This window comes from Pseudomonas sp. 4CAES_32.4, assembly GCF_058136335.1.
Genome location: NZ_CM176882.1, coordinates 2,054,757 through 2,071,618, shown reverse-complemented (window position 1 = coordinate 2,071,618; position 16,862 = coordinate 2,054,757). Strand labels below are relative to the sequence as shown.

The following is a 16,862-nucleotide window of genomic DNA, read 5'->3' as shown; positions in this document are numbered from 1 at the left end:
CGTTGGTTTCAGATTAAAAATATGAATCGCTTCAAGGACATAAAGATCGCTGCCTGTGGCATCACTTACAGGGCCAGCACCTCGTCTGCCTTGCCACCCGCCTGCTGGATCACCAGATGAATGAAGTGCAGCTTGGCAATCGCCGGCGCCGGCAGCACGAACGGATAGAAATCCGGCTGGCCCATGCTGCGCGACAGTTCATTGAGCATGCCGGCCAGTTCGATCCAGGCGTTGACGAACGACAGGAACGCCTCGCCACCGGGATGTTCCGGGTCGTACAGGGTGCTGGTCGGGAATGGCTGGTAGTCGAAATCCATCTCCCGCGCGCTCATGCCGAAACCCAGCGCGGTGTCGACCGCGTCCATCATGTGCAGGTAATGCGCCCAGGTTTCCGCCCAGTCTTCCCAGGGATGCATGGTCGCGTATGCGCTGACGTACTGCTGCGGCCAATCCAATGGCGCGCCTTGTTGGTAATGACGGTCCAACGCCTCCGCGTAACTGGCGCGCTCGTCGCCGAACAGATTGCGGAATGAGCCGAGCCACGGACCGTTGGCGATCAACCGATCCCAATAGTAGTGGCCGACTTCGTGGCGAAAGTGCCCGAGCAGCGTGCGATACGGTTCATGCATCTGCGCCCTCACCTGCTCACGGTGCGCGTCGTCGGCCTCCTTGATGTCGAGGGTGATCAGGCCGTTGGCGTGGCCGGTCATCGGCGCATTGCCTTCCAGGTCGACGCCAATGAAATCGAAGGCCAGACCAGTGTTTTCGTCGACCGTTTTCGGGATGACCGGCAAGCCAAGGGTGATCAGTTGCGCCACCAGTCGACGCTTGGCGATTTCGACTTTGCGCCAGCGTTCGGGGTTTTCCGGGTCGGACAAATCAGGAATGGTGCGGTTGAGGCTGCAAGCGATGCACAGGCTGTCGTGATCGTTGGCCGGCAACAGCCAGTTGCACGCCGCTGCCGTATCAAGGTTCGCACAACGGCGGAACAGCCCGGCCTCGGGATCGGCGTCCAGCGTCCAGGTGCCCTCATACGGGCCCGGTTGCAGCGAAGTCAGGCGACTTTCTTCGGGCTGATAGCCGAGCAAGGCATTGCAAGCCAGGCACTGGCTGTTGCGAAAGAACAGCGACTGGCCGCAACGGCACGGCCAGACTTTGCTGTTGCGTGAAGATTCGCCCAAGAACGGCGCGATGATGCGAGAACTGAGCTGCTCGAAAAAGCGGTGCATGACGATGTCTCCTTGGGGCTAGCCAAGACTAGATCATTCTGGCGCGATGATCGTTCCCACGCTCTGCGTGGGAATGCATCCAGTGACGCTCTGCGTCACAGCGGACGCGGAGCGTCCGGGGCGGCATTCCCACGCGGGAGCGTGGGAACGATCACTCAGGCGGAGATACCGTGGGTTTTGAGGAAGGCGATGAAGGTTTCTTCGTCCATCACTTTCACGCCCAGCTCATTGGCCTTGGTCAGTTTGGAACCAGCACCGGGGCCTGCGACCACACAATGAGTCTTCGCCGACACGGAACCGGCAACCTTGGCGCCGAGGCTTTCCAGATGCTCCTTGGCGACGTCACGGCTCATCAACTCGACCTTGCCGGTCAGCACCCAGGTCTCGCCGGACAACGGCAAGCCTTCAACCACTTTCTTTTCGCTCTGCCAGTGCATGCCGAATTTACGCAGTTGCTCTTCGGATGCTTCAGCAAGCTGCCGATTCTCTGCAACCGCAAAAAACTCGCGAACAGAATTCGCCTGCTTCTCCGGCAACGCCTGACGCATGTCCAGCCAGTCGGCGTTCATCACCGCTTCCAGCGAGCCAAACTTGTCCGCCAGTTTCTGTGCGCCACCAGGGCCTACCGAAGGGATGTGCAGCTTGTCGAGGAAACCACCCAGCGTGGTACTGGCGGCAAACTCGGCGCCCAATTCGCCCTGATCCTGAATCTGCAAACCATGGCGGATCAACTCGTCGATCACCTGCTGGTTATGCGCATCTTCAAAGAAGCTGTGAATCTCGTGCGCCACCTCCAGACCGACGTCCGGCAGGTAGGTCAGCACTTGCGGCAGCGCCTGCTGCACACGCTCCAGCGAACCCAGCGAGCGCGCCAGCACCTTGGCGGTTTCTTCGCCGACATCAGGAATGCCCAGCGCATAGATGAAGCGTGCCAGTCCCGGCTTCTTGCTGTCTTCGATGGCCGCGAGCAGCTTGTTGCTCGACACCTCGGCAAAACCTTCCAGATCGACGATGTCTTCGAACTTCAGCGCGTACAGATCGGCCGGCGAACTGACCAGACCTTCATCGACCAATTGCTCGACGCTCTTGTCGCCCAGACCTTCAATGTCCATCGCCCGGCGCGAGACGAAGTGAATGATCGCCTGCTTGAGTTGCGCACCACAGGCCAGACGCCCAACGCAGCGATACACCGCGCCTTCACTGACGGTTTCCTTGCCCTTGCTGCGCTTGATCAGTTGCGTGCGCTCGACGTGGGAACCACACACCGGGCAGCTCTCGGGGATCTGCACCGCTCGGGCGTGTTCCGGACGACGCTCCAGCACCACTTGCACCACTTGCGGGATCACATCACCGGCACGACGTATAATCACGGTGTCGCCGATCATCAAGCCCAGGCGCGCAACTTCGTCCATGTTGTGCAGCGTGGCGTTGGCGACGGTGACGCCAGCCACCTTGACCGGTTTCAGGCGTGCGACTGGCGTAACGGCACCCGTGCGACCAACCTGAAATTCCACGTCGAGCAGTTCAGTGAGTTCTTCCATCGCCGGGAATTTATGTGCGATGGCCCAGCGCGGTTCGCGAGCGCGGAAGCCCAGTTCGCGCTGATCGGCAATGCTGTTGACCTTGAACACCACACCATCGATTTCATAGCCGAGATCGTTACGCCGCGCGCCAATATCGCGGTAGTAATCCAGGCATTCGTCGATGCCCTTGGCCAGTTTCAGTTCATGGCTGATCGGCATGCCCCACTTCTGCAACTGCTTGAGGTTGCCGATGTGGGTGTCAGAAATATCGTGGGACACCTGACCGATGCCGTAGCAGCAGAACTCCAGCGGACGGTTGGCGGTGATCTTCGAATCGAGCTGACGCAAGCTGCCGGCGGCGGCGTTACGCGGGTTGGCGAAAGTCTTGCCGCCAACTTCCAGTTGCGAGGCATTGAGGCGTTCGAAACCGGCCTTGGACATGAACACTTCACCGCGCACTTCCAGCGTCGCCGGCCAGCCTTCGCCGTGCAGCTTCAGCGGAATGTTGCGCACGGTGCGCACGTTGACGCTGATGTCTTCGCCGGTGGTGCCGTCGCCGCGCGTGGCGCCGCGCACCAATACACCATTCTCATAAAGCAGGCTGACCGCCAGGCCATCGAGTTTCGGTTCGCAGCTGTATTCCACTGCCGCGCCACCGCCGAACAGATCGCCAGCGGGGACATCCAGACCCTCTGTGACGCGGCGATCGAACTCGCGCATGTCGGTTTCTTCGAAGGCGTTGCCGAGGCTGAGCATCGGTACTTCGTGCCGCACCTGTGTGAACGCGGTGAGCGCCACGCTGCCGACACGCTGGGTCGGCGAGTCGCTGGTGATCAATTCCGGATTGGCCGCTTCCAGCGCCTTGAGCTCGTGAAACAACCGGTCGTATTCGGCGTCCGGAATGCTCGGCTCGTCGAGGACGTGGTAACGGTAGTTGTGCTGATCGATTTCAGCACGCAGCTCTAGAATGCGGTTTTTGGCGGCGGTCATGGGTGTTCTCTCATAAAGCAAAAGAGCAGCCGAGGCTGCTCCAGTTTCATCCTTAAAAGATCGCAGCCTCGTTGCACTCGTCAGCTCCTACAGGATCGCGATCCTTTGTAGGAGCTGCCGCAGGCTGCGATCTTTTGATCTGGCCTTAGCGCTTCTGGGTCAATGCGCGGCGTTCGAATTCGACGATGCGCTGACGGTAGTGCTCGATGGTCTGCGCGGTCAGAACGCTGCGCTGGTCATCTTTCAGCTCGCCGTTCAATTCCTGCGACAGCTTGCGCGCTGCGGCCACCATCACGTCGAAGGCTTGCTTCGGATGACGCGGGCCTGGCAGGCCGAGGAAGAAGCTCACCGCCGGGGTGCTGAAATGGTCGATGTCGTCCAGATCAAAGATGCCCGGCTTGACCGCATTGGCCATGGAGAACAGCACTTCACCGTTGCCAGCCATGCTTTCGTGACGGTGGAAAATATCCATCTCGCCGAAACGCAGACCGCTTTCCAGAATGTTCTGCAGCAGCGCCGGGCCTTTGAAGCCGGCGGCGTCACGGCAGATCACGCTGATCACCAGCACTTCTTCCGCTTGTGGCTGGTCTTTGTCGACCACCGCCGGCGAAGGCTTGGTGTCTTCAACGAAATCGTCGTCACGGCTGCTGAAGCTCGGGCCGTCGTCCAGATCCAGATCCAGGTTCAAGTCGCCCTGCACCGAACCTTTGCTGCCGCGCTTGCCACGTTTCGAGGCGGTTTCGCGAGGCTCGCGTGCTTCGCGGGCCGGCATGCTCACCGACGGCAAATCATGTTCGTCCAGTTGCGGCTCTTTATGCGTGTCCAGAACGCGGGCCGGGCCCAACAGCTCGGCGCTGGTGTCCTCGTCCGGCAGGTTGGACAGACTTCGGTCAAGACGGAATTTCAGTTTTCCCTTGCCGCCGCGCATACGGCGCCAGCCATCGAAAAGAATACCGGCTATCACAATGATGCCGATGACGATCAGCCACTCGCGCAGACCGATTTCCATGTAATCCCGTGCCTCTATAAAAAATGCTGAAAAATAAGGGGTTTACATTGTGCAAACCGCTTTAAAACGTGGCGCCAACTCTATGTTCTGACAGGCGTTTTGCCCACGTATACGAAAAATTGACATTAAACTAGCACGACCAAAGACAACTTTACACCGTCTGTCTCATTGGCTTGCGCGAATATGTCGATTGGCCAGCAAGTCGAACCCGGTAAAAAAGTCCTACAACCTTCTCATCCCTGTCCGACACCACACTGGCTCAGGCGTCCACCATCGCCATCGCCTCCTCGACATCCACTGCTACCAGTCGCGAACAACCCGGCTCATGCATCGTTACGCCCATCAACTGCTCGGCCATTTCCATGGCGATCTTGTTGTGGGTGATATAGATGAACTGCACGGTCTGCGACATCTCTTTGACCAAGCGTGCGTAGCGTCCAACGTTAGCGTCATCCAGCGGTGCGTCAACCTCATCGAGCATGCAGAACGGCGCCGGGTTCAACTTGAAGATGGCAAAAACCAGTGCCAGCGCGGTCAGGGCTTTTTCCCCGCCGGAGAGCAAATGGATGGTGCTGTTCTTCTTCCCTGGCGGCTGCGCCATGATCGTTACCCCTGTATCGAGTAGATCTTCGCCCGTCAGTTCCAAATACGCCCGTCCACCACCGAAAACTTTTGGAAAAAGTGCCTGTAAACCGCCATTGATCTGATCAAAGGTATCTTTGAAACGGTTGCGGGTTTCCTTGTCGATCTTGCGGATAACGTTCTCAAGGGTCTCCAGCGCTTCGACCAGATCGGCGTCCTGGGCATCCAGATAACGTTTACGCTCGGATTGTTGCGTGTATTCGTCGATGGCCGCGAGGTTGATTGCACCCAGGCGCTGAATCCGCGCGCTGATGCGTTCGAGTTCTTCTTCGGCTTCGCGTTCACTGGCCTGCGCGGTTAATGTCGCGAGCACGCCGTTAAGATCGTAGCCGTCTTCGAGCAATTGATCCTGCAAAGCCTTGCGGCGCACGGTCAGGGCTTGCCATTCCATGCGTTGCTGTTCGAGCTGGCCGCGAATCAATTGTGATTGCTGTTCGGCCTGGGTTCGGCGTTTTTCCGCGTCGCGCAATTCGCGGTCGGCGTCTTCCAAAGCGATCTGCGCGGTTTTGAGTTCTTCGTCGACGGTCATGCGCTTGTCGAGCAACTCTTCGAGTTTCAGGCGCAGCTCTTCCAGCGGCGCCTCGCCCTCCTCCAGGTTCAGACTTAACTGTTCGCGTTTTTCGGTGAGGCGCTCGGCCTGCATTTCCAGACGCTCGAGCGCCTGACGCGTGGAGTCGTGCTGCGCGCGCAAGGAGCCCAGACGTACGGCCAATTGATGCGCATGATCCTTGTGCTGGCGGGCTTCCTGACGCACGCGATCGAGGCGCTCGCGCAGACTGTCGCGCTGAGCCAACAGCAACTCGCGCTGTTCGGTGTCCAGCGCCATGGCATCCAGCGCGTCCTGCAATTGCATGCGCGCTTCGCCGATTTGCTCGTGCTCAAGCTCGCGCTGTTCGCCGAGTTCGACCAGCTCTTCATCGAGACGGGTACGGCGCAATGTCAGCTGTTCAGCCTTGGCTTTGCCGGCGGACAGTTGCGCTTTCAATTCGCCCTGCTGACGCGCTTCGTCTTGCAGCAAACGACGCAAATGTTCGCGACCGTTTTCCTGCTGACGCTGTTGCGCGCGCAGGGTTTGCAGACGGGTTTCCATGGCCTCGACCGTGGCTTCTTTCTCTTCGCGTTCGAGGTGCAGGTCTTCGATTTCCTGGCCGCGGGCGAGCATGCCGCTTTCCGCTTCGCTGGCCCGACGTACGCGCAGGAAATGCCGGCCGACCCAGTAACCGTCACGGCTGATCAGGCTCTCGCCGGCGCTCAATTGCCCGCGCAAGGCCAAGGCTTGTTCAAGGCTGTCGACCGGTTTGACCTGACCGAGCCACGGCGACAGATCGATCTGCGCATCAACCTTGTCGAGCAAGCTGCCCGCCACCCGCACGCCATCGCTGGCCGGGCTGAGCAGGCGCAGATCGCCTTGGGTAAAACCGGACAAATCGAAACCGCTGAAATCGTCGACCAGCACCGCTTGCAGATCAGCGCCGAGCACGGTTTCCACTGCCAATTCCCAACCGGCCTCGACCTTCAGTCCTTCGGCCAGACGCGGACGCTCGGCGAGGTTGTGTTCCTTCAACCATTCGGCGGTGCCGGTGCCCGGATCGAGCGCGGCTTGCTGCAAGGCTTCCAGGGACGCCAGGCGACCGTTGAGGCGCTGCAAATCGCCCTGCGACTGTTGCTGCGCGGTCAGCGCCTGCTGCAACTCCTGGCGCAGTTGTTCAAGTTTTTCGACCTGGGCTTCTTCACTGGTCTGCAGATCTTCGAGGGTCGCTTCGGACTCGGCGAGCTGCTCGTTGAGTTCCATGATCGCCGCGTCTTCCGGGTCCGCCGAGAGCAGCGCGCGCTCTTCGCCGAGGCGTTTCTGCCGATCAGCGAGGCGCTCCATGCTGGTTTCCAGCTGCTGGATGCGCGACTGCTGCACTTCGGCCTGACGACGCGGTTCGGCGGCAGTCAGGTTGAAGGCGTCCCACTGTTCCTGCCAGCCGTGCATGACCGATTCGGAATCTTCCAGCGCAGCGGCGGCTTCTTCGGCAGCGGCGCTGGTGACTTCCTGCTCGGGGGTGAGCATGTCTAGCTCTTCGCCGAGGGTCAGCAACAACGTGCGGTCGTGGCCCAGATGGGATTCGGTTTCCAGACGTGCGCGCTCGGCTTCCTTCAGATCGTCCTGCAACTGCCGCAGACGCTGCTGGCCGTGCTGGATGCTCTGCTCGACCCGGGCGATATCGCCGCCGACCGAATAGAAGCGCCCTTGCACCAGATTGAAGCGTTCGGACAGGTCATGGTGTCCGTCGCGCAGGCGCTCAATGGCCGCGTCAGCATTACGCTGCTCGGCGACCAAAGCTTCGAAACTGATTTCCTGAGTGCCGATGATCGACTCGCGCTGGCCGACCTGATCATTCAGATCCTGCCAGCGCAGCGCCGACAGTTGCGCCTTGAGCTGGCGCTCCTCGGCCTTGAATTCCTGATACTTCTTGGCGGCCTCGGCTTGGCGGTGCAGGCGTTCGAGTTGCCGCTCGAGCTCTTCGCGCAGGTCAGTCAGACGCGCGAGGTTTTCGTGGGTGCGACGGATGCGGTTTTCGGTCTCGCGGCGGCGCTCTTTATATTTCGAGATGCCGGCGGCTTCTTCGATGAAGTTGCGCAGGTCTTCGGGCTTGGATTCGATCAGCTTGGAGATCATCCCCTGCTCGATGATCGAATAGCTGCGCGGGCCGAGACCGGTGCCGAGGAAGATATCGGTGATATCGCGACGACGGCATTTGGTGCCGTTGAGGTAGTAAGTGGTCTGGCTGTCGCGGGTCACTTTGCGGCGAATCGAGATTTCCGCGTAGGCCGCGTATTCGCCCAGCAAGGTGCCGTCGGAGTTGTCGAAGACCAGTTCGATACTGGCCTGACTCACCGGTTTGCGGCTGGTCGAACCGTTGAAGATGACGTCGGTCATCGATTCGCCACGCAGGTTTTTCGCTGAGCTTTCGCCCATCACCCAGCGGACGGCGTCGATGATGTTCGACTTGCCGCAACCGTTCGGCCCGACGACCGCCGCCATGTTACTGGGGAAGTTCACCGTGGTCGGATCGACGAAGGATTTGAATCCCGCCAGTTTGATGCACTTGAGCCGCACGCTTAGGCGACCGTCAGGGCAGACACCACCAGATCGCAGCTGCGCTGGGCGTAAGCCGTCAGCACGATGCGGATCTGCGGCAAATCACGGGCGAGCACGGCAGCCAGCAAACGTTCGAACAGTTCGAGGAACTCGCTCATTGAGGCCTTGCGCTGTTCGAGGGCGAGGAAATACGCACGGCTCATGGCCGGTTGCAGGTTCTCGACCGTTTCTTGCAGGTACGGGTTGTTGGCGAACGGATAGGCGGCGCGCATCACGGCGAAGCTGTCGTCGACGAAGCTGCGGATGTCCTGACGCTCGTAGCTGGTGGTCAGGCGCTGCTGGATCTGCACGAACGGCGCCATGTCCGACTGTACTTGCCAGCCGTTGGCTACCGAGTTGCCGAGCAGGATGTACAGCTCGCTCATCAGCGTGCACAGGCTCTGCACCTTGTGCGGCGTCAGTTCGGTGACGTGCGCGCCACGACGCGGCAGGATCGCGATCAGGTGACGGCGTTCGAGGATCAGCAGGGCTTCGCGGACCGAACCGCGGCTGACGTTCAGCGCCAGCGTGACCTTCTGTTCCTGGATGCGCTCTCCCGGCTTCATTTCGCCACGAATGATGCGTTCGGCGAGGTGGTGAGCGATTTGCTCGGCGAGGCTGTCCGGCGCCTTGAACGTCATGGTTGTCCTTCAAACTCTATCGATCTGCACAAGCGGCGCAGTGTAGCGCAAATGCGGGCTCATGGCGGAGTGCCCACTCAGCGGTTTTTGGCACGATTCCCGCAGTTTTCTTTAGAAAACCAAACAAAAAACCAGGGCGACCGATCAGGGTCAATACTGAATAGACACGTTGTTGATCGACGAAATGCATTTTCCTGACCTTTAAGTCAGAAAACCATTGACCGAAAAGTCAGACCTGCTAAATTCGGTTCACGTCGGTTAACAACAATAATGAGTCTGCGAGGCCTTCCGTGATCCAGTTTTTACTTAACCAGGAACTCCGTAGCGAGCACGCCCTGGACCCGAATCTGACTGTGCTCAATTACCTGCGTGAACACGTTGGTAAATCGGGCACCAAAGAAGGTTGCGCCAGCGGTGACTGCGGCGCCTGCACCGTAGTGGTCGGCGAGTTGCAAACGGATGACGCTGGCCGCGAACACATTCGCTATCGCAGCCTCAACTCGTGCCTGACCTTTGTTTCCTCGCTGCACGGCAAACAACTGATCAGCGTCGAAGACCTCAAGCACCAAGGCGAACTGCACAGCGTGCAGAAAGCCATGGTCGAGTGCCATGGTTCGCAGTGCGGTTTCTGCACCCCCGGTTTCGTCATGTCGCTGTTCGCCCTGCAAAAGAACAGCGATGCGCCCGATCACGCAAAGGCCCACGAAGCGCTGGCCGGCAACCTCTGCCGCTGCACCGGTTACCGGCCGATTCTGGCGGCTGCCGAGCAATCGTGCTGCGGCAAACAGCCAGATCAATTCGATGCCCGCGAAGCAGACACCATCGCGCGCCTCAAAGCCATTGCCCCGACCGATATCGGCGAACTGAACAGCGGCGACAAGCGCTGCCTGGTACCGCTGACCGTCGCCGATCTGGCCGACCTTTATGACGCTTATCCACAAGCGCGTCTGCTCGCTGGCGGCACCGATCTGGCGCTGGAAGTCACGCAGTTCCACCGCACCCTGCCGGTGATGATCTACGTCGGCAACGTCGCGGAAATGAAGCGCATCGAAACCTTTGATGACCGCATCGAAATCGGCGCCGCCACCGCCCTCTCCGACTGCTACGAAGCGTTGAACGCCGAGTACCCCGATTTCGGTGAACTGCTGCACCGCTTCGCCTCCCTGCAAATCCGCAACCAGGGCACCCTCGGCGGCAACATCGGCAACGCTTCGCCAATCGGTGACTCGCCACCGCTGCTGATCGCCCTCGGCGCGCAAGTCGTGCTGTGCAAAGGCGAAACCCGCCGCACGCTGAACCTGGAAGATTACTTCATCGACTACAAAGTCACGGCCCGTCAGGAAAGTGAGTTCATCGAGAAGATCATCGTTCCACGCGCCAGCGCTGAGCAATTGTTCCGCGCCTACAAAGTCTCAAAACGTCTGGACGACGATATCTCTGCCGTTTGCGCCGCGTTCAACCTGCGCGTGGAAAACTGCATGATCACCGATGCGCGCATGGCCTTCGGCGGCATGGCCGCGATCCCGAAACGGGCGGCACATTGTGAAGCCATGCTGGTCGGTCAGCCCTTCAACAGCGCCGTGGTCGAACGCGCTTGCGCTGCGCTGGCCGAAGACTTCACCCCGCTCTCGGACTTCCGCGCCAGCAAGGAATATCGCCTGCTCAGCGCGCAGAACCTGCTGCGCAAATACTTCATCGAACTGCAAACACCGCACATCGAGACTCGGGTGACCGCTTATGTCTAACCATCACGGCGTAGAGAAAACTCAAGCTGAACTGGCTGAACTGTTCGCCAAGGACCTGACCTCTGGTGTTGGCCGCAGCGTCAAGCATGACAGCGCCGCCAAGCACGTGTCCGGTGAAGCGCAGTACATCGATGATCGCCTGGAATTCCCGAACCAGTTGCACCTGTATGCACGCATGTCGGATCGCGCCCACGCGAAAATCATCAGCATCGATACCTCGCCGTGCTACGCCTTCGAAGGCGTGCGCATCGCCATCACCCACGAAGACGTACCAGGCCTGAAAGACATCGGCCCATTGATGCCGGGCGACCCGCTGCTGGCCATCGATGACGTGCAATTCGTCGGTCAACCGGTGCTCGCCGTCGCGGCGAAAGATCTGGAAACCGCGCGCAAAGCGGCCATGGCCGCGATCATCGAATACGAAGATCTCGAGCCGGTGCTCGACGTGGTTGAAGCCCTGCGCAAACGCCACTTCGTGCTCGACAGCCACACCCACCAGCGCGGCGACTCGGTATCTGCGCTGGCGACCGCTGAACACCGCATTCAAGGCACGCTGCACATCGGCGGCCAGGAACACTTCTATCTGGAGACACAAATCTCCTCGGTGATGCCGACCGAAGACGGCGGCATGATCGTCTACTGCTCGACGCAGAACCCGACCGAAGTGCAAAAACTGGTCGCCGAAGTGCTCGACGTGTCGATGAACAAAATCGTCGTCGACATGCGCCGCATGGGCGGTGGTTTCGGCGGCAAGGAAACTCAGGCCGCCAGCCCGGCGTGCCTGTGCGCGGTGGTGGCGCACCTCACCGGCCAGCCAACGAAGATGCGCCTGCCGCGCGTCGAAGACATGCTGATGACCGGCAAGCGTCACCCGTTCTACGTCGAATACGACGTCGGCTTCGACAGCACCGGACGACTGCACGGGATCAACATGGACCTGGCCGGCAACTGCGGCTGCTCGCCGGACCTGTCCGCCTCGATCGTTGACCGCGCGATGTTCCACTCGGACAACTCGTATTACTTGGGCGACGCGACGATTAATGGTCACCGCTGCAAGACCAACACCGCGTCGAACACTGCTTACCGTGGCTTCGGTGGCCCGCAAGGCATGGTCGCGATCGAAGAAGTGATGGACGCGATTGCTCGTCATCTGCAACTCGATCCACTCGCTGTGCGCAAGGCCAACTACTACGGCAAGACCGAGCGCAACGTCACCCATTACTACCAGACCGTCGAGCACAACATGCTCGAAGAGATGACCGCCGAACTGGAAGAAAGCAGCCAGTACCACGAACGCCGCGAAGCAATCCGTCGCTATAACGCCAACAGCCCGATTCTGAAAAAAGGCCTGGCGCTGACCCCGGTGAAATTCGGCATTTCCTTCACCGCGAGCTTCTTGAACCAGGCCGGTGCACTGATCCACATCTACACCGACGGCAGCATCCACCTCAACCATGGCGGCACCGAGATGGGCCAGGGCCTGAACACCAAAGTCGCGCAGGTTGTGGCTGAAGTGTTCCAGGTGGAAATGGACCGCGTGCAGATCACCGCGACCAACACGGACAAGGTGCCGAACACCTCGCCGACAGCGGCGTCCAGTGGCGCTGACCTGAACGGTAAAGCGGCGCAGAACGCGGCAGAAATCATCAAGAAACGTCTGGTCGAATTCGCTGCGCGTCAATACAAAGTCACTGAGGAAGACGTCGAGTTCCACAACGGTCACGTGCGGGTTCGCGACCATATCCTGACCTTTGAAGCGCTGATCCAGCAGGCGTATTTCAATCAGGTCTCGCTGTCGAGCACCGGCTTCTACAAGACCCCGAAAATCTACTACGACCGCAGCCAGGCCCGTGGCCGTCCGTTTTACTACTTCGCCTTCGGCGCGGCGTGCTGCGAAGTGATCGTCGACACCCTGACCGGCGAATACAAAATGCTGCGCACTGACATTCTTCACGACGTCGGCGCCTCGCTGAACCCGTCCATCGACATCGGTCAGGTCGAGGGTGGCTTCATCCAGGGCATGGGCTGGCTGACCATGGAAGAGCTGGTCTGGAACAACAAAGGCAAGCTGATGACCAACGGCCCGGCCAGCTACAAGATCCCGGCCGTGGCAGACATGCCGCTGGATCTGCGGGTGAAACTGGTGGAAAACCGCAAGAACCCGGAAGACACGGTGTTCCATTCCAAGGCTGTCGGTGAACCGCCGTTCATGCTCGGGATTGCTTCGTGGTGCGCGATCAAAGATGCGGTGGCGAGCCTCGGTGATTACAAGCATCAGCCGCAGATCGATGCGCCAGCGACGCCGGAGCGGGTGTTGTGGGGTTGTGAGCAGATGCGTCAGCTCAAGACTGTGAAAGCGGTTGCGGCTGAAACCGAGTTGGCTCCGCTCTAGGACCGAGGCGCGGCCAATCGCTAGCAGGGCTAGCTCCCACAGGGTTTTGTGGTGATTAACCGAAAGGCGTCACACCGCAAATCCTGTGTGAGCTGGCTTGCCAGCGATGAGGCCCGAACAGACAACGATGTTGTAGGGGTGAACTATGTACAACTGGATCGACGCCCTCGCCGACCTGCAGAACCAGGGCGAACCCTGTGTGCTGGTGACGATCATCGAAGAACTCGGCTCGACGCCACGCAACGCCGGCTCGAAAATGGTCATCAGCGCTAACCAGAGCTTCGACACCATCGGTGGCGGGCATCTGGAATACAAAGCCATGCAGATCGCCCGGGAAATGCTCGCCAGCGGTAAGCAGGACACCCATCTGGAGCGCTTCAGCCTCGGCGCCAGCCTCGGCCAGTGCTGCGGCGGCGCCACGGTGTTGCTGTTCGAACCGATGGGTCAGGTGCAGGCGCAAATCGCCGTGTTCGGCGCCGGTCATGTCGGCCGCGCTTTGGTGCCATTGCTCGCCAGCCTGCCCTGCCGGGTGCGCTGGATCGATTCGCGGGATGCCGAATTCCCCGAACAGATCCCCCACGGCGTGCGTAAAATCGTGTCCGAAGAGCCTGTGGATGAAATCGATGAGCTGCCCGCCGGCAGTTATTGCATCGTCATGACCCACAACCATCAGCTCGACCTTGAACTCACTGCCGCGATTCTCAAGCGCAACGACTTCGCCTATTTCGGCCTCATCGGTTCGAAGACCAAACGCGCGAAGTTCGAACACCGTTTGCGTGATCGCGGTTTCGACAGCGGCGTCGTGCAACGCATGCGCTGCCCGATGGGCATCGGCGAAGTCAAAGGCAAACTGCCTGTGGAAATCGCCATCTCCATCGCTGGCGAAATCATCGCCACTTACAACGCCAACTTCGGCCAGCAGACTGCCAGCGCCGAACCGATTGCCAAACTGCTGCCGGTTTCGCGGCGCAGTCAGGCCGCCAAACTCAAAGCCTCAAACTGATTAGAGAACCCTCATGCCTCTGACTCGTAAAGCCTACCGCGCCGCCATCCTGCACAGCATCGCCGACCCCGCCGAAGTCGGGATCGAAGCCTCCTACGAATATTTCGAGGACGGCCTGCTGGTGGTCGATGGCGGCAAGATCAGCGCCCTCGGCCACGCCAGTGACCTGCTGCCGACCCTGGCGGCGGACATCGAAATCGAGCATTACCAAGACGCGTTGATCACCCCAGGCTTCATCGACACCCACATTCACTTTCCGCAAACCGGCATGGTCGGCGCCTACGGCGAGCAACTGCTCGACTGGCTCAACACCTACACCTTCCCGTGCGAAAGCCAGTTCGGCGACAAGGCCCACGCCGACGAGGTCGCTGACGTTTTCGTCAAGGAGCTGCTGCGCAACGGCACCACCACCGCGCTGGTGTTCGGCAGCGTGCACCCGCAGTCGGTGAACTCGTTGTTCGAAGCCGCCGAGAAGCTCGACCTGCGCATGATCGCCGGCAAGGTGATGATGGATCGCAACGCACCGGACTACCTGACCGACACCGCTGAATCGAGCTACGTCGAGAGCAAAGCGCTGATCGAGCGCTGGCACGGCAAGGGTCGCTTGCACTACGCAGTGACCCCGCGTTTCGCACCGACCAGCACCCCGGAACAACTGACCCTCGCCGGCCAATTGCTCACCGAATACCCGGATCTGTACATGCAGACCCACATCAGCGAGAACCTCAAGGAAATCGAGTGGGTCAAGGAGCTGTTCCCGGAGCGCAAGGGCTACCTCGACGTCTACGATCACTACAAGCTGCTCGGCGAGCGCTCGGTGTTCGCCCACGGCGTGCACCTGTGCGACGACGAATGCGCGCGTCTGGCAGAAACCGGTTCGGCGATCTCGTTCTGCCCGACCTCGAACTTCTTCCTCGGCAGCGGCCTGTTCAACCTGCCGATGGCCGAGAAGCACAAACTCAATGTCGGTCTGGGCACTGACGTCGGCGGCGGCACCAGTTTCTCGCTGCTACAGACGCTGAACGAAGCGTACAAAGTGATGCAACTGCAAGGTGCGCGACTGAGCCCGTTCAAGTCGCTGTATCTGGCGACGTTGGGTGGTGCTCGGGCGCTGCGTCTGGAAGACAAGATCGGCAATCTGCAACCGGGTTCCGATGCCGACTTCCTGGTGCTCGATTACAACGCCACGCCGCTGTTGAGCTACCGCATGAAGCAGGCCAACAACATTGCCGAGTCGTTGTTTGTGTTGATGACCCTGGGCGATGACCGCACGGTGCAGCAGACGTATGCGGCGGGTGCGCTGGTGCATCAGCGCTAAGCTTTCCCAAGACATAAAAAATCCCCCGGTACTTTTCAGTCCGGGGGATTTTTATTGCCTGTCAGATTGCTATCGCTGGCAAGCCAGCTCCCACAGGTTTTTCGGTGTATCACAGAGCGGGTGAGCCCCATAAAACCCTGTGGGAGCTGGCTTGCCAGCGATTGGGCGCAACTCGGTCTGACTTATAGCTTGGCCGCAGGGCGCCCCGGCTTCTTGGTCTGCAACAAATGCGAGAACACCGCGTGCAGATCATCCGACGCGCCTTCCTCGTCGAGGTTGAGCTTGCTGTCGATGTGATCCATGTGATGCATCATCAGGTTCACCGCCAGCTCGCCGTCACGCTTCTCGATCGCGTCGATCAACTGGGTGTGTTCGTCATACGAGCAGTGCGAGCGGTTGCCGCTTTCGTATTGGGCAATGATCAACGAAGTCTGCGAAACCAGGCTGCGCTGGAAACTCACCAGCGGAGCGTTTTTCGCCGCTTCGGCCAGTTTCAGGTGGAATTCGCCCGACAGACGAATACCGGCGCCGCGATCGCCGCGAGAGAAACTGTCGCGCTCGTCGTTGACCATCTGGCGCAGCTCAGCGATCTGTTCGGCGGTGGCGTGCAGCACGGCCAGTTCAGTGATCGCGCGCTCGACCAGACGACGGGCCATGAACACCTGACGCGCTTCTTCAACGCTAGGGCTGGCGACAACAGCGCCACGGTTCGGCCGCAACAGCACCACGCCTTCATGGGCCAGACGCGACAGCGCGCGGCGAATGATGGTGCGGCTGACCCCGAAGATTTCCCCCAGCGCTTCTTCGCTCAACTTGGTGCCGGGCGCCAGACGCTGTTCGAGGATGGCCTCGAAGATATGCGCGTAGACAATATCGTCCTGGGTTCCGCTGCGGCCGGCTTTGCCTGCTCGCGGTTGTTTCTTGAGGGGTTGCAACTGTTCGTTCATGGGCACTCGAGTCGGGAGAACTGCGGCGAATAGACCGTGACTGTAATACGGCACAGTAGGTCGCTGGCAAGTATCGCGTAAAAAACAGCGCGATTGTACACAATGAAAGGTGGCAACACGACTGTACGGCAATTTGTGACTTCGGCTGTATTGCAACGATCCGTTACGAATGAGTTTAGGCTTGATCACAGAATCCGCTGCCAGAACACCGCCTCCCCTGTAGGAGCTGCCGAAGGCTGCGATCTTTTGACTTTGAGAAGCAAGATCAAAGAGATCGCAGCCTTCGGCAGCTCCTA

Annotated in this window: 10 protein-coding genes; 4 read left to right on the top strand and 6 right to left on the bottom strand. The window is 59.9% G+C overall.

The window, feature by feature from the left end; genetic code table 11:
• Window positions 1-65: 65 nt before the first annotated feature.
• From AC3Y64_RS09460 to AC3Y64_RS09440, 5 genes are all read right to left on the bottom strand, one after another.
• Window positions 66-1,229: a zinc-binding metallopeptidase family protein gene (locus tag AC3Y64_RS09460; protein WP_489987217.1), complete on the bottom strand. Its 1,164-nt coding sequence runs from the start codon at window positions 1,227-1,229 to the stop codon at window positions 66-68.
• Window positions 1,230-1,384: 155 nt separating this feature from the next.
• Complete coding sequence (ligA, locus tag AC3Y64_RS09455) at window positions 1,385-3,742, bottom strand: NAD-dependent DNA ligase LigA (protein ID WP_489987216.1); 2,358 nt, start codon at window positions 3,740-3,742, stop codon at window positions 1,385-1,387.
• 145 nt (window positions 3,743-3,887) lie between these two features.
• A complete protein-coding gene (gene zipA, locus AC3Y64_RS09450) occupies window positions 3,888-4,751 on the bottom strand; it encodes a cell division protein ZipA (RefSeq protein ID WP_489987215.1) in 864 nt (287 codons plus the stop codon).
• A gap of 259 nt (window positions 4,752-5,010) precedes the next feature.
• Window positions 5,011-8,499: a chromosome segregation protein SMC gene (gene smc, locus AC3Y64_RS09445; protein WP_489987214.1), complete on the bottom strand. Its 3,489-nt coding sequence runs from the start codon at window positions 8,497-8,499 to the stop codon at window positions 5,011-5,013.
• A 2-nt stretch (window positions 8,500-8,501) separates the two neighbouring features.
• The gene (locus AC3Y64_RS09440; protein ID WP_158955207.1) at window positions 8,502-9,161 is read right to left on the bottom strand and encodes a GntR family transcriptional regulator; all 660 of its coding nucleotides are present in this window, start codon (window positions 9,159-9,161) and stop codon (window positions 8,502-8,504) included.
• A gap of 290 nt (window positions 9,162-9,451) precedes the next feature.
• On the opposite strand from AC3Y64_RS09440, the gene xdhA reads away from it, so the two are divergent.
• The 4 genes from xdhA to guaD all read left to right on the top strand — a co-directional run bounded on the left by xdhA (window position 9,452) and on the right by guaD (window position 15,619).
• The gene (gene xdhA, locus AC3Y64_RS09435) at window positions 9,452-10,906 is read left to right on the top strand and encodes a xanthine dehydrogenase small subunit (protein WP_489987213.1); all 1,455 of its coding nucleotides are present in this window, start codon (window positions 9,452-9,454) and stop codon (window positions 10,904-10,906) included.
• Window positions 10,899-13,298 (top strand): xanthine dehydrogenase molybdopterin binding subunit, encoded by a 2,400-nt coding sequence (gene xdhB / locus AC3Y64_RS09430; protein ID WP_489987212.1) that lies wholly within the window; start codon window positions 10,899-10,901, stop codon window positions 13,296-13,298. Before xdhA ends, xdhB begins: the two co-directional genes overlap by 8 nt.
• A gap of 145 nt (window positions 13,299-13,443) precedes the next feature.
• Window positions 13,444-14,301 carry a xanthine dehydrogenase accessory protein XdhC gene (xdhC, locus tag AC3Y64_RS09425; protein WP_489987211.1) on the top strand — a complete coding sequence of 286 codons (858 nt, stop codon included), beginning with the start codon at window positions 13,444-13,446 and terminating at the stop codon, window positions 14,299-14,301.
• A gap of 13 nt (window positions 14,302-14,314) precedes the next feature.
• Window positions 14,315-15,619 carry a guanine deaminase gene (gene guaD / locus AC3Y64_RS09420; RefSeq protein WP_489987210.1) on the top strand — a complete coding sequence of 435 codons (1,305 nt, stop codon included), beginning with the start codon at window positions 14,315-14,317 and terminating at the stop codon, window positions 15,617-15,619.
• 182 nt (window positions 15,620-15,801) lie between these two features.
• Here the strand turns inward: guaD and AC3Y64_RS09415 are convergent, their stop codons facing one another.
• Window positions 15,802-16,566 (bottom strand): GntR family transcriptional regulator, encoded by a 765-nt coding sequence (locus AC3Y64_RS09415; protein WP_105707893.1) that lies wholly within the window; start codon window positions 16,564-16,566, stop codon window positions 15,802-15,804.
• Window positions 16,567-16,862 lie beyond the last annotated feature (296 nt).

Bases quoted from the DNA above. Each gene is read 5' to 3' on its own strand.
- AC3Y64_RS09460 (WP_489987217.1), bottom strand. From the start codon at position 1,229: ATGCACCGCTTTTTCGAGCAGCTCAGTTCTCGCATCATCGCGCCGTTC.
- ligA (WP_489987216.1), bottom strand. From the start codon at position 3,742: ATGACCGCCGCCAAAAACCGCATTCTAGAGCTGCGTGCTGAAATCGAT.
- zipA (WP_489987215.1), bottom strand. From the start codon at position 4,751: ATGGAAATCGGTCTGCGCGAGTGGCTGATCGTCATCGGCATCATTGTG.
- AC3Y64_RS09440 (WP_158955207.1), bottom strand. From the start codon at position 9,161: ATGACGTTCAAGGCGCCGGACAGCCTCGCCGAGCAAATCGCTCACCAC.
- xdhB (WP_489987212.1), top strand. From the start codon at position 10,899: ATGTCTAACCATCACGGCGTAGAGAAAACTCAAGCTGAACTGGCTGAA.
- xdhC (WP_489987211.1), top strand. From the start codon at position 13,444: ATGTACAACTGGATCGACGCCCTCGCCGACCTGCAGAACCAGGGCGAA.
- guaD (WP_489987210.1), top strand. From the start codon at position 14,315: ATGCCTCTGACTCGTAAAGCCTACCGCGCCGCCATCCTGCACAGCATC.
- AC3Y64_RS09415 (WP_105707893.1), bottom strand. From the start codon at position 16,566: ATGAACGAACAGTTGCAACCCCTCAAGAAACAACCGCGAGCAGGCAAA.